A 13,584-nucleotide genomic window follows, 5' to 3' on the forward strand; every position below is an offset into this window, starting at 1 on the left:
GAACGTGATTAACTGTAATTTAGTTCATCGTGCTGGCTCTATCACTATTTGATGTATTAGCGTTTGTGGTAGTAAAGGCGTGTGCTTACCTTCAATGTAGTCACTAAAACCTGCACGGTAAAACGCGGATAGCGGATGCCCCGACTGCCCACCGGGCACTGCCATAATGGCGTTTTCTAAATGCCCAGGTTGGGCAATAAAGCGCTGCGATGCACCAAAGCTTTTGCCTTGTACGGCGGGCATGTAGCTATCGCCAAAAGCTGGCGCTATAGGCATATTTAAAAGCTTAGCCAGTATGGGCATTTGTTTAGCAAACGGGTGCTCAATATTAAGCGCATTTACCTTACCCCACTGCCAATTTTGTAAGTTATCCCCATACTCAGCCCCAAGTGCTGTCACTGTTTGGCTAAATGCACCTAATAACTGATCGTCCCAATTTTTATACTCAGGGTTTACCCATGAGCCCGGCCTATCCTTAATAAGCTGCCATATAGCTGGTTCTAGATCGCGTTTTACATATTTAAGCGTGGCGTCTTGCTCATTGAGTTTGTTCTCCATGCTTGCAAATACAGTATTAATTAATGTGCTGCGGTAGTGTTTAACTAAGGTATAACCTACCGAGCTTGCACATGCGCATTGCTGCCAGTTTTCAAGTGCACTTATGTACTGTGCGTTTTTGGCTTTGTCTTTTTTAAGCTGATTAAGTAGCAATGTGTGCCATGGCGTTAAAAAGCGGGCTTGGTTATCAAGCTGTAGCGCGTAAAAGTCGCTCTCAGCAAAGGTTTGTTTTTCAAATAACCTATCACGAATTTGGCTCGAGCGAGCGCCTAGCGCGTACCCGCCATTGCCAAAGCGTGCATTATCAGTGGCTGACACAACGCGCGAATTACCTGTCCATAATCGCCCACTTTGCGGGTTTTTAACATAAGGGCGCTGATGCTCATTTTGCTGCCAGTCGGGTGAGTATTCGCTTGCATTAACACTTAGCTCACTCGGTGTTTTACGCGCCGGTATAGCGCCAATATGTTGCCATGCGGCACTGCCTTGGCCATCTACCACCATTAAATTTTGTACCGGAATACCCACACCGCTTGCCACATCTAGCGCATCATCTACGCTAGTGGCTTGCTCTAGTTTAAGCAGGTCCATGTTTACAGCATAAAGTTGGTGTGCAGCCCAGCTAAGTGCATAAGGCTGTTTATTTATATATTTTACTGGGCCGTATTCGCTCATGGTTAATGAGTAATCGTCCACGTCGCCACTAGGCAGTGCGATAGGCTCATTGACTTGCCATATTTTATTATCGTTACTTAAAGCAACCCAATCGGCCGTGTCTATGTAGCCGTTAGTAAAGCCCCAGGCAATTTTATTATTTGTACCCACCACAATAGCAGGGGCGCCGGGTAGCGATACGCCAGTTACCTGAGCTTGCTCGCCATTTTGTGTGTAGTTAAGCTGCGCCCTGTACCAAATAACCGGCACCGCCATAGATAAATGCATATCATCAGAGAGCATGGCTGCACCCGTTTGGGTATGCGCACCGGTCACTGCCCAGTTATTGCTACCGCGCTCTTGGTTTGCCTGAATATTTTTAACCGTGTGCTGTGCTTGCTCTGGAAGTTGAGGAATAGTGCCTGTAAACGGGGCAAGTTTACTGCCATCAAGCGCTGCTTGGTATTGGCTAGGTTGTGTTAAAAAATCAACCATGTGTTGCCCGTATGCTTGCTCAATATGTATGAGCGCTTCATCTCGCTCAAAGGTGGCACTTTGCAAATCAAGGTACATGCTAAATATAACTAATAAGCTGTCTTCACTTTGCCATGGTTTTTGTGCTGCGCCTGTCAGTAAATACTCAAAGCTTGCAAAGCCAACTTGTGCCAGCCCTTCGTTTACACCTTGGGCGTAGCTGTTTAATAGTTGTTTATCACTTTCGGGTAAGGTGTTTAATATAGCGCGGCTACGTTTTCGCAATTGATGAAAGCGCATTTTTTTATCAAGCCCAAGGGCCGCTTTACCAAATAACTCACTAAGGTCACCGGCGGCGTTACGTCTTAATAAATCCATTTGAAAAAAACGGTCTTGCCCATGCGCATAGCCTAACCCGTATGCGGCGCTATTGCGGTTTTCTGCCTTTATAACCGCCTGCCCTAGTGCATCACGCGAAATAGTAACCGGCTTATTAATTGCTGTACTTTGGCCTTTACCATCAAGTGTGGGCATACTTAAACTTAATACGCCATACACAAGCGCTGTACCAGCTAAGCCTAAAACCACAACGAGTAATACTAGCCATTTGATTACTTTAAACATTAATTTGTCCTTTGCACCATTTGTTGCACATATAATAACCATAGTTTTATTAAATAATAATGTTCTTACTCGCAAAGGGTGAAATAAACATCAAAATCCACGATAATAGCCATTCCACATTTTGTGCAGATCTAGTTGAGACTCATATGACTGAAAAAACATTTATCAAAGGTAAAGACCGCGACCTAGAATCGTCTATCTCTACCATGCAAAACAAGCTAAAAGCGCTAAATATCAATGTTGAAGAAGCACTTTGGCTTAACCCTGTAGCTAACTGTTATTCAGTTCATATAAAAGACAGCGACTGCGGTGTTATGTTTACCAATGGTAAAGGCGCAACCGATAAAGCATCTATCGCCTCTGCGTTAGGTGAATACTTTGAACGATTAAGCTGTAATTACTTTTTTGCCGACTTTTACCTAGGTGAAGAATTTGCAAACAGCGACTTTACTCATTATCCAAATGAGAAATGGTTTAAAGTTGAAGGCAATGAAGTGCCAGAAGGCATAATGGACGAAAGCCTTTGGGATTACTTTGACCCAGAGCGTGAGCTTAATGCCTCACACCTTTTTGACTTTAACTCAGGTAATAACGAGCGCGGCATTTGTACATTGCCATACACACGCCAACGCGATAACCAAGACGTATACATTCCGGTAAACGTAATTGGTAATATTTTTGTTTCTAACGGCATGAGCGCAGGTAACACTAAGTTTGAAGCACGTGTACAAGGGCTATCAGAAGTATTTGAGCGCGCCATTAAAAACCGTATTATCGCAGAAGGTATTTGTTTACCTATCGTCCCTGAAGAGGTGGTAAAGCAATACCCTAAAATTCACGAAGCGTGTGAAGAGCTGCGCAGCCATGGTTTTCATTTACGTATTGCCGATGCATCACTTGGCGGTAAATACCCTGTAATGAGCGTAACGCTTATTAACCCTGTTGATGGCTCTGTGTTTGCCTCATTTGGTGCTCACCCATCATTTGAAGTTGCACTTGAGCGTACGGTTACCGAGCTACTACAAGGTCGTCGCCTTGATCAACTTGATGTGTTCCAACCAGCTACTTTTGATAACGATGAAGTTGCAACGCCTGAAAACATTGAGCTGCACTTTATCGACTCAAGCGGTTTAATCTCGCATGACTTTTTCCGTGCCGACGCCGACTTTGACTTTGTTCATTGGGACTTTAGCGGTACAACAGAGCAAGAATACAACTTCTGTACTGACTTAATTCACAGCATGGGCCACGACATTTACATTATGGATTACACACACTTAAACGTGTATGCATGTCGTATTTTAGTACCAGGTATGTCAGACATTTACCCAGTAGATGAACTAATTTGGCGTAACAACAACGAAGGCGCTAAATTCCGTGAAGCATTCCTATCGCTTGATCAGTACGATGCGCAGCAGTGGATGGACATTTACGACAGCCTAGAAGAAGCAGGCCACAGCGATATTATTCGTGCTGCTGAATTTATTGGCCTTGCCACCGATGCCGACACACCATGGCATACACTGCGTATTGGTGAGCTTAAAGCGCACTTATGTTTAGCCGCAGGCAACGAAGAAGCCATTGATTGGGTGGACTGGATACTACACACAGGCCAAGTAAACGAAGATGCAATGCGTCACTTCCGCTGTTTAAAAGCCATTCTTGAAATTAAATACGATGACGAGCGCGACTACGCCGACTACCAAGATGCACTGGGTTTAATGTTTGGCAGCGATAACGTCACGCTGGCTATTGAAATAGCAGAAGGCCGTAAATTATTTAATGGTTTAACCTTCCCAGGTTTATCGCTTGAAGGCTTTAAAAAGCATGCAGCACTACTTGATGGTTACCGTAAGTTACATGTTGCTAAGCAAAACCATTGGGCACGTGAAGTAACCGATGCTTAATAGTTAAACTACTAATTATAAAAATAAAACGGCGCTAATTTATCAGCGCCGTTTTTATTTATACAATAAATTAGCTATAGTTAAATTGCCTAAAATAACAGCATGACTTAGCCAATGCCGCCAAAAAATAACAACAAAAAAAACACTATTAGCAACTATAAGCTGACCTTTTGGTTATCGCTTACGCTAATAATATTAGTAAGCATTGTGTTAGATAGAATTAACTACAATCGCGCAAAAGACGCCCACCGCCTACAAATTTTATCTCAGGTAAGTACGTATCGTGCACAACTCGAAGCCACCTTGGTATCAAACATTCAGCTAGTTCGTGGATTAGCGGTTGCTGTATCAGCTGAACCCGAGTTACAGCAAGCACGGTTTGAACAAATTGCTGCGCCTTTGTTTAAAACCTCCAGTGAATTGCGCCATATTGGCGGTGCACCCGACATGATTGTTCGTATGTCTTACCCACTCAAAGGTAACGAAAAAGCCATTGGTTTAAACTTTTTAGAAAACAAAAACCAGCGCCTAGACGCCATTAGAGCCCGTGATACAAATACCATTGTTATGGCAGGGCCTCTTAAACTGGTTCAAGGCGACATTGCCCTTATTGCCAGAGTGCCTGTTTATATTCCGCCCGAGAACCGCTTTTGGGGGTTGTTATCGGTGGTGCTCGACATTGAAAAAGTGTATAAAAACTCAGGCATAAAAGAGCTTGAAAAAAACTACAACATTGCTATTCAAGGGCGTCATGGTTTAGGCAAAAAAGGCGAGTTTTTTTATGGCAATAACAATATAACCACACAAGAGCCGCTTGATTTTACGCTTAATTTTCAAGGGGGAAGCTGGCAATTATACGTAGCCCCTAAAGAAGGTTGGAGCCCCGCACCTTCAACTATATGGCCGCTTAGAATCGCCATTATAATTATTTGCGGATTACTAATATGGGCGTTCTTATTCTTTTTAAAAATGCTAAACCGCCAGCAACAAAACGAAAAAATGCTGGAGGCAATGAGTGACCTTGCCCAAATTGGGGCGTGGTCATTTAATCTAGAAACCAAACAAGTGTATTGGTCCGATATGACCAAAAAAATCTTTAAGTACCCACTAAATAAAGAGCCTACCTGGCCTACAAACTTAAATTACTTTAAAGCCGGTGAAAGCAGAGAACGTATCACTCAGCTGGTTGAATCTGCAATTAAAGAAGGCAAAAGTTATGAGGCCGAACTTGAAGTAATTGACTCTGAAGGGCGCGAAATGTGGGTGCTTATTCATGGTGAAGCCGAGCGAAAAAACGAGCGCTGTGTAAGAATATTTGGCTCATTGCAAAATATTGATACCCGTAAGCGTATTGAGCTTGAAAACAGCAAAATTGCCCTACATAACGAAATTTTAGCGTCGCTTACAGCCAACGACCTTATTTTAAGTGGCCAATTAAGCCAATCTAAACAAGTTATTACTGAATCTATTTGCCATGCATTAAACATTGAGCAAGCCAGTATTTGGTTTTTTAATAGCTCAAAAACCTCATTAAGTCCTATAGCATCCCATAATATTGAAAACAGAATGGGTAATAATAATGCGGTATGGCTTAAAAAAGAGGCGCCTGATTTTTTTGAAGCCATAGAAAAACACGCTGTGTTTAGCACCAGTGATGCCCAAAATCACCCTCTACTAAAACCCCTTAAAGCGCATTACTTTGCGCCGCTCAATATTAATGCCATGCTGTGCGCAATCATACCGGCGGGAAGTGGCAACATTGGCATAGTATGCGCTGAGCAATGTGCTTCAATGCGCCCGTGGTCACGTAACGAAGAAAGCTTTTTAATTGCTGTAGCCGCCCTAGTGGGCAGCTTGCATTCAAGTCAGCAACGCATTGAAACAGAGCAACAGTTAGTCACCGCCAAAGAGGCTGCAGAGCAAGCAGTAATGGCTAAAAGTGAATTTTTAGCCAGCATGAGCCACGAAATAAGAACCCCCATGAACGGCGTACTGGGCATGCTAAATATTATCAAGCGCACCCAGCTCAACCAACAGCAAGAGCATCATATTGAGCTTGCACAATCTTCAGCTCAGTCGCTGTTAAATATAATTAACGACATTTTAGACTTTTCTAAAATTGAAGCAGGTAAACTTGATATAGAAAATGTGCAATTTAACTTACCTAAATTACTCGGTGAAGTTGTTGAGTCGTTTGCGCTTAAAGTGGAGCAAAATAATACCAACCTCATTTTAGATGCCACCCAAATTACTATCAGCGAAATAATTAGCGATCCGAATAGGTTGCGTCAAATTTTAAATAACCTTATTGGCAATGCCGTTAAGTTTACTATTGATGGGCAAATTCTGGTGACCGCGCAGATAGATGAAACCACCGATGGCAGTTTTTTACATTGCTCTATTATTGATACCGGCATAGGAATAGACGCAGAAAAACAAAAAACCTTATTCGACTCATTCACTCAGGCCGATGCCTCAACCACCCGCCAGTTTGGCGGCACAGGCCTAGGCCTTGCTATTGTTAAGCAGCTTTGTGAACTCATGGAAGGCGAAGTAAGCGTAACCAGCATGCTAAATGAAGGCAGCACTTTTTCGTTTTCTATAAAAATACAGCCCCGTTTAACTAAAGCGCAAGATTTACCCAGCCACTTAATTAATAACAAACATATTTTAATTATTGATGCCTGCACACTTAACGCCAATATTGCCGCCAAACAATTACGCGTATGGGGCGCACACGTGAATATTTTAAATGACTATAGCGGCATCATTAATTATTTTGATAACTGCGATACCCAGCCAGATGCATTACTAGTCGATTATCATTTTTTTGAGCAAGCTGCGCACCCACAAATAAATACATTAAAAAACCGAGTAACCACCAAGCAAAGCAAACTGGTTGTTATGGCACCGATGAGTTATTCGCAAGAGCATAACAACATTGGCATAAATATAGATTGCCTGATATTTAAACCGCTTACTCCGTCAGATTTATTTGATTCACTCACTAACGATAAATACATTGAGCAACAACAGCGCCAAGCACAACTGCAAAATGAGTTAACTGAAAAGCCCAAAGAAATATCAGCGCACGCGCAAGTGCTTTTAGTAGAAGATAACAAAGTAAATCAGGTGGTGGCCTCAGCATTGTTAAAACAAGTTGGGCTTACCTTTGATATTGCACAAAACGGCCAAGATGCACTAGATAAGCTAAACAGCAGCCAAGACAAAAAATACCAGTTAGTTTTAATGGACTGCCAAATGCCCGTGATGGATGGCTACCAAGCCACGCAAGCTATACGCGAAGGAAAAGCGGGCAAGCATAATAAACATATTACAATCATTGCGTTAACGGCAAACGCAATGCAGGGCGACAAAGAGAAGTGCCTCGATGCAGGAATGAACGATTATTTAACCAAACCTTTAGATTCCGCAGCACTAGAGCCTAAATTACAACAATGGCTTGGTACACAATAAAGGTGTAAGCTAAAAATACTGTTTACTAACAAAGAAAAGCCATGCATTTATCAGCAAATCAGCAGCGCGTTATTGGCTGCCTTTTAGAAAAACAAAGCACTACACCCGAGCATTATCCACTGTCGTTGAACGCACTGACAAATGCGTGTAACCAAAAATCAAATCGAGACCCGGTTGTAAACTTGAGCGAAAGTGAGGTGCAACAAACACTTGATGAGCTTATAAGTCAGCGCCTTGTAACGCTAGACGAAGGGCTTTCGGGGCGAGTTAATAAATACGATCACCGTTTTTGTAATACAGAATTTAGTAACTTACAGTTAAGCACGCAGCAACGGGCAATTATATGTTTACTGCTGTTACGCGGCGCACAAACACCCGGTGAGCTAAGAACGCGCAGCGCTCGCCTAGCTGACTTTACAAACGTTAGCGAAGTAGAAACCGCCCTGAGCGCGTTAGCAAAAGATGACTACGTAACAAAGCTTGAGCGCGAGCCCGGCAAACGAGAAAGTCGCTACATGCACCTTTTTGCTGACCCAGCAGTAGCGCCAAGCCCAGCGCAAGCTACAGAAGTCGCAGAAGTTAAAAACGATGAAATTAACGAGTTACTTGCAGAAATTGAGGAACTAAAAGCCGAGCTTAGCCGTATAAAAGGACATTTAGGACTTTAATTAATAACCACTAAACCAGATAATGTAAGCCTATTTAAAAACAACTTATTAAATAACGAGGAGCTGGCCATGCGCGCCGAAATTATGGCTGAAATGAAAGTTCAGCCAACTATTGATGTAAACGCCGAAATTACCCGTCGAGTTAACTTTATAAAAGCACGTTTAGTGGCAGCCCATAGTGTATCGCTAGTGCTTGGAATTAGCGGCGGTGTTGACTCATCGACCTGCGGGCGCTTGTGTCAATTAGCCGTAGATGAACTAAACGCAGAGCAAAACACTAATAAGTACCAATTTATTGCGGTTCGTTTGCCATACGGTGTACAAGCAGATGAAGACGAAGCGCAAATGGCCGTTGATTTTATCAAGCCAAGTAAACGCATGACCGTCAACGTAAAACCTGCTGCCGATGCATTACACGAGCAAGCTATGGCGGCAGTAGTAGGCAGTGGTGAAGAGCTACCAGAGCAAGCTAAAATTGACTTTGTAAAAGGTAATGTAAAAGCACGCCAACGCATGGTAGCGCAATACGAAATAGCTGGTTTTTGCCAAGGCCTCGTTGTGGGGACCGATCACAGCGCTGAAAACATTACTGGTTTTTACACCAAATTTGGTGATGGCGCATGCGATTTAGCCCCGTTATTTGGCTTATCAAAACGTCAAGTTCGCGCACTTGCAACTGCCTTAGGTGCGCCAGAGCTATTAGTAACAAAAGCCCCAACAGCTGATTTAGAAAGTGACCGCCCAGGCCTCACCGATGAAGAAGCATTGGGACTGAGCTATGATCAAATTGACGACTTTTTAGAAGGCAAGCCGGTGGCTGCAGAGGTTGAGCAAAAGCTAACTGATATTTATGTTCGCACTCAGCATAAGCGCCAACCCATTCCGACTATTTACGATGATTTATAACGGCTAAACAGCTAGTGCTGCGTATGCACTAGCTGATCTATTCACCGTATTGTTACGTAAAACAAAAACTGATTTATAGTTAATTTTAACGCCTGCCAAAGAGAAAACTGCATTACATGACATCTCCTATTTTAATAACAGGCGCTGGTCAACGTATTGGCCTTGCGCTTGCTAAGCACTTTTTATCGCAAGGCCAAGCTATTATTATTACCTATCGTACGCGCCACGATGCAGTCGACGACTTAGAAAAACAAGGCGCCGTATGCATACACGCCGACTTTAGCAGCGATGCCGGTATAGCTAGCTTTATTGAAACACTCAAACAGCAAACTCACTCTTTACGTGCCATTGTGCACAATGCCTCTAGCTGGGACTGCGAAGCCAGTAACCCTGATTTTTCGAGTTTGTTTGATAACATGATGCGCATTCATGCCAAAACACCGTATTTAATTAATAATGCCTGTGCAAAGCTATTAATGGCATACCAAGCTGATGCTTGCACACCGGCTGACATTATTCATCTTACCGATTACGTTGTTGAAACAGGTAGCCCAAAGCACATTGCCTATGCCGCAAGTAAGGCTGCACTTGATAACTTAACCAAGTCGTTTAGCGCTAAGTACGCACCAAACATAAAGGTGAATTCGGTTGCGCCATCGTTGATTATTTTTAATCAGCACGATGACGAGGCTTACCGTGCTAAAACCCTTAAAAAATCTCTTATGGGTATAGAGCCAGGTTGCCAAGAAATTATTAATAGTATTGATTTATTACTGCGCAGCCACTACATCACAGGCCGCGCTTTGCCTGTTGATGGCGGCCGCCATTTAAAGTAGAACACACATTAAACTGAGAAATTTATGCATGACGATTTAAAGCAAAGCTACCAAAATATTATTACCGCTGTGGGTGAAGATGCAGGCCGAGAAGGTCTTCTCGATACACCAAAACGTGCAGCAAAAGCCATGGAGTATTTAACCAAAGGGTATCGTCAAACGCTTGATGAAATTACCAATAATGCGGTATTTAGCTCAGACGCTGATGACATGGTACTTGTCCAAGATATAGAGCTTTACTCTATGTGTGAGCACCACCTATTACCTTTTATTGGTCGTTGCCATATTGCTTATATTCCCGATGGCAAAGTACTAGGTTTATCTAAGTTTGCGCGTATTGTTGATATGTTTGCTCGTCGCTTTCAGATACAAGAGCAACTTACTCATCAAATTGCTAAAGCCGTTGAGGAAGTAACCGGCGCAAAAGGCGTGGGCGTTATTGTTGAAGCTAAACACATGTGTATGATGATGCGCGGTGTAGAAAAGCAAAACTCAAGCATGCGTACCTCTGTAATGCTAGGTAACTTTAGAAGTGACTCTAAAACGCGTAACGAGTTTTTACAGCTTATTAAGGGTTAATTATGGCCAACGCAATTATTAACGTAACCAACTTACGCTTACGTACATTTATTGGTTTTAACCCAGAAGAACGGGAAAAAAAGCAAGATGTAGTGATTAATTTAGAAATTCACTACCCTGCTGATGACGCCTGTAAAACAGACGAAGTGGACCAAGCGCTTAACTATAAAGTGATCACCAAAGAGGTGATAAACCTAGTAGAGCAAGGGCACTTTTTGTTGCTTGAAAAGCTGGTTGCCGAAATACTTGCAGTATGCCATACACATCCAAGCGTGCATTACGCAAAAGCCAGAGTAGATAAACCGCATGCGCTGCGCTTTGCCGACTCAGTTTCGCTCACGCTTGATTGGTCAAAGTAACTTTACAAAACCGCTTGTGCACCACTGGCAAGGGCAATAACGGCTAAATACCGCGCGCCTTTGCCAATGCTCACTAATAATAAAAACAGACTAAAACGCACTTTAAATATGCCGCCAATTACCGTTAGTGGGTCGCCCACAATCGGCAGCCAAGCAAACAGTAAGCTATATACCCCATATTTTTTAAATTGTGATTGCGCTTTTTCAAGCCCCTTGGCCGATACCGGAAACCACTTTTTGTGCTTAAAACGTAGCACATGAGTTCCCAACCAATAATTAACACAACTTCCTAGCACATTACCTGAAGTCGCGGCTAACCACAGCAGCCACAGATTAGCTTTTGCTTGGCTTATCATGGTAACAAGTACCACTTCTGAAGAACTTGGTAATAAAGTAGCGGACACAAACGCACTAAAAAATAAGGTGATATAAAGCATTAAGTACTTAAAGTAAAAACCCAGCATACAGCTGGGTTTATTAAAGGGTCGTCATTTATTTTATCAAATTTAGACTCAGTGGGTAATTAAACTCTTTCCCTTCGTTGGCTTTAATACTGGCTAAAACCACCATGATAAAAGAAAAAATAGCCACTAAAGGCAGCAAAACGAGGCCGATTACGGCAAAGACTAGTAAAAAACATACAAAGTAAGCTATAGCCATAGTAATTTGAAAATTAAGCGATTTTTTACCGTGTAAATCGACAATTGGCATTTCATCTTTTTTAATAAGCCATACCACTAATGGCCCAAGTATAGAGCCAAACGGAATAACAAAACCGGCTACAGCGCTTAAATGGCAAAGCATAGCCCATGTTTTTTCGTCTTTTGATAACGGCTCAAGCTGTTGATTTTCTTCCATTACGCTCTCCTTATTAGTTAATACATACTGCCTTTTTATTGAGCAGGTGTCTATATAGAGGCGGCTATATTGTTAAATAACACGCCCTAACCCGCTGTGATAAAAAAGTGATAACTTTGTGAGAGTTTCTTGAGGTGGTTATTCAATACTTAGCCTGAATCATCACTTACAGGAAATAATAATGAAAGCTTCAGCATTTACAGTTGCAACCCTTTTAGCAGTAGCTAGCCAATCAACATTGGCAGCAGAGCTAGAAGTAGAAATTACTAACCTTACTAAAGGCCTTTACTTTACACCGGTACTAATAACAGCACACGATAGCGAAGATAAACTTTTTGAAGTCGCAACCGAAGCCTCTGCTGCACTGCAAGCAATGGCTGAAGGCGGCGATATATCAGCACTTGTTACTCAAGCGTCAGCATCGAGCAGCGATATTGCAGAAAACCCAGCGGCAGGCCTTTTAGCACCCGCGGCGTCTGCAACAGCAGAGCTCACAACTACCGATGGCAACGAATACCTATCTGTAGCGGCTATGTTACTGCCAACCAATGATGGCTTTGTAGGTCTAGATAGCTGGAAAGTTCCAACAGAAGCAGGCACCTATACTGTTTACCTCAATGGTTATGATGCAGGTACAGAAGCAAATAACGAGCTTGTAGTAGAAGGCTCGGGTGCACCTGGTGTATTAGGCATCCCTGCTGCACCGGGCGGCCAAGCAGGCACTAACGGTACAGGTATAACAACTGGCGATACAAATACGATGGTGCACATCCACCCAGGGGCCCTTGGCGATGATGACCTAGAAGGTGGAAACAGTGATTTGAATAACACTGTACACAGATGGTTAAACCCCGTTGCAAAATTAACTGTGACGGTTAAATAGGAGAGTTAATTATGTCATCTCTTTCTAATTTTAAAAAAAGTGCGCTTATTTTACTGTTAGCCAGCTCACTAGCCGCATGTGGCGATAACGATAATAACGACTCTATTGAAGAGCAAGAACCTGTGGTTGTTGTAGAGCCCGAACCTGTTGTTTATGAGTTTACTATCACTTTTAGTAACTTAACGGCTGGACAACCACTATCACCACTCTCGGTCATTGCATTTGATGAAACCCTACCATGGAAATTTGGTGAGACGGCTTCTGTTGGTTTAGAAATGATTGCAGAAAGCGGCGCTAATGAAGAGTACCTTAGCGATGAAAATGCACTTGCTTCAGCCTCGGCTGAAGGCGGCATTGGCCCTGGCGAAACAACCTCTGTAACCCTTTTAGTTGATGCACAAGATGTTCTTAATTTATCTTTTGCTGCCATGCTTGGGAATACAAATGACGCTTTTACCGGTCTTAGTTCTGTAGATGTATCAACATTGGAAGTAGGCAGTTCAATATCACGAACGACGCCCGTTTACGATGCAGGTACGGAGGCGAATACAGAAACAGCTGACACTGTGCCTGGTCCCGCTGCTGGCGGCGAAGGGTTTAACGAAATACGCGACGATATTGCCGATATAATCACAATGCACCCAGGTGTTGTGTCTAATCAAGATGGCTTATCAACCTCTGCACTAGGTGCTGAACATAAGTTTGATAACCCAGTATCAAAAATCGTGATCACTCGTACACAGTAAAACAGCTTGTAATGGGGATGTGAGGCGACACGGATGTCCCTTTTTTACGAGGTTA

Annotated in this window: 12 protein-coding genes; 9 read left to right on the forward strand and 3 right to left on the reverse strand. The window is 42.9% G+C overall.

The window, feature by feature from the left end:
- Positions 1-24: 24 nt before the first annotated feature.
- Complete coding sequence (locus tag NQT65_RS18210; protein ID WP_256851717.1) at positions 25-2,310, reverse strand: penicillin acylase family protein; 2,286 nt, start codon at positions 2,308-2,310, stop codon at positions 25-27.
- Positions 2,311-2,456: 146 nt separating this feature from the next.
- On the opposite strand from NQT65_RS18210, the gene ycaO reads away from it, so the two are divergent.
- From ycaO to folX, 7 genes are all read left to right on the forward strand, one after another.
- Positions 2,457-4,217, forward strand: coding sequence for a 30S ribosomal protein S12 methylthiotransferase accessory factor YcaO (ycaO, locus tag NQT65_RS18215; protein ID WP_024032086.1), 1,761 nt, complete (start codon positions 2,457-2,459; stop codon positions 4,215-4,217).
- 114 nt (positions 4,218-4,331) lie between these two features.
- A complete protein-coding gene (locus NQT65_RS18220) occupies positions 4,332-7,694 on the forward strand; it encodes an ATP-binding protein (RefSeq protein ID WP_256851718.1) in 3,363 nt (1,120 codons plus the stop codon).
- Between the two features lie 41 nt (positions 7,695-7,735).
- Positions 7,736-8,362 (forward strand): YceH family protein, encoded by a 627-nt coding sequence (locus tag NQT65_RS18225; RefSeq protein WP_256851719.1) that lies wholly within the window; start codon positions 7,736-7,738, stop codon positions 8,360-8,362.
- Between the two features lie 69 nt (positions 8,363-8,431).
- Entirely contained in the window at positions 8,432-9,268 is an 837-nt protein-coding gene (gene nadE / locus NQT65_RS18230) for an NAD(+) synthase (RefSeq protein WP_055255384.1), read from the forward strand.
- A 116-nt stretch (positions 9,269-9,384) separates the two neighbouring features.
- A complete protein-coding gene (gene folM / locus NQT65_RS18235; RefSeq protein ID WP_256851720.1) occupies positions 9,385-10,104 on the forward strand; it encodes a dihydromonapterin reductase in 720 nt (239 codons plus the stop codon).
- Positions 10,105-10,128: 24 nt separating this feature from the next.
- Positions 10,129-10,683 carry a GTP cyclohydrolase I FolE gene (folE, locus tag NQT65_RS18240; RefSeq protein ID WP_004589001.1) on the forward strand — a complete coding sequence of 185 codons (555 nt, stop codon included), beginning with the start codon at positions 10,129-10,131 and terminating at the stop codon, positions 10,681-10,683.
- A 2-nt stretch (positions 10,684-10,685) separates the two neighbouring features.
- Positions 10,686-11,042, forward strand: a complete 357-nt coding sequence (gene folX, locus NQT65_RS18245) for a dihydroneopterin triphosphate 2'-epimerase (protein ID WP_024032091.1) — start codon at positions 10,686-10,688, stop codon at positions 11,040-11,042.
- A gap of 2 nt (positions 11,043-11,044) precedes the next feature.
- Here the strand turns inward: folX and NQT65_RS18250 are convergent, their stop codons facing one another.
- Complete coding sequence (locus tag NQT65_RS18250) at positions 11,045-11,479, reverse strand: YqaA family protein (RefSeq protein WP_024032092.1); 435 nt, start codon at positions 11,477-11,479, stop codon at positions 11,045-11,047.
- A 55-nt stretch (positions 11,480-11,534) separates the two neighbouring features.
- Positions 11,535-11,900, reverse strand: a complete 366-nt coding sequence (locus NQT65_RS18255; protein ID WP_024032093.1) for a DUF4870 domain-containing protein — start codon at positions 11,898-11,900, stop codon at positions 11,535-11,537.
- Between the two features lie 181 nt (positions 11,901-12,081).
- On the opposite strand from NQT65_RS18255, the gene NQT65_RS18260 reads away from it, so the two are divergent.
- Positions 12,082-12,783, forward strand: coding sequence for a spondin domain-containing protein (locus NQT65_RS18260; RefSeq protein ID WP_024032094.1), 702 nt, complete (start codon positions 12,082-12,084; stop codon positions 12,781-12,783).
- 11 nt (positions 12,784-12,794) lie between these two features.
- Positions 12,795-13,529 (forward strand): spondin domain-containing protein, encoded by a 735-nt coding sequence (locus tag NQT65_RS18265; RefSeq protein ID WP_256851721.1) that lies wholly within the window; start codon positions 12,795-12,797, stop codon positions 13,527-13,529.
- Positions 13,530-13,584 lie beyond the last annotated feature (55 nt).

Source organism: Pseudoalteromonas agarivorans, from assembly GCF_024518735.1.
Lineage (GTDB): Bacteria > Pseudomonadota > Gammaproteobacteria > Enterobacterales > Alteromonadaceae > Pseudoalteromonas > Pseudoalteromonas atlantica.

Coding starts and splice junctions, on each gene's coding strand:
- NQT65_RS18210 (WP_256851717.1), bottom strand. CDS start 2,310: ATGTTTAAAGTAATCAAATGGCTAGTATTACTCGTTGTGGTTTTAGGC.
- ycaO (WP_024032086.1), top strand. CDS start 2,457: ATGACTGAAAAAACATTTATCAAAGGTAAAGACCGCGACCTAGAATCG.
- NQT65_RS18220 (WP_256851718.1), top strand. CDS start 4,332: ATGCCGCCAAAAAATAACAACAAAAAAAACACTATTAGCAACTATAAG.
- NQT65_RS18225 (WP_256851719.1), top strand. CDS start 7,736: ATGCATTTATCAGCAAATCAGCAGCGCGTTATTGGCTGCCTTTTAGAA.
- nadE (WP_055255384.1), top strand. CDS start 8,432: ATGCGCGCCGAAATTATGGCTGAAATGAAAGTTCAGCCAACTATTGAT.
- folM (WP_256851720.1), top strand. CDS start 9,385: ATGACATCTCCTATTTTAATAACAGGCGCTGGTCAACGTATTGGCCTT.
- folE (WP_004589001.1), top strand. CDS start 10,129: ATGCATGACGATTTAAAGCAAAGCTACCAAAATATTATTACCGCTGTG.
- folX (WP_024032091.1), top strand. CDS start 10,686: ATGGCCAACGCAATTATTAACGTAACCAACTTACGCTTACGTACATTT.
- NQT65_RS18250 (WP_024032092.1), bottom strand. CDS start 11,479: ATGCTTTATATCACCTTATTTTTTAGTGCGTTTGTGTCCGCTACTTTA.
- NQT65_RS18255 (WP_024032093.1), bottom strand. CDS start 11,900: ATGGAAGAAAATCAACAGCTTGAGCCGTTATCAAAAGACGAAAAAACA.
- NQT65_RS18260 (WP_024032094.1), top strand. CDS start 12,082: ATGAAAGCTTCAGCATTTACAGTTGCAACCCTTTTAGCAGTAGCTAGC.
- NQT65_RS18265 (WP_256851721.1), top strand. CDS start 12,795: ATGTCATCTCTTTCTAATTTTAAAAAAAGTGCGCTTATTTTACTGTTA.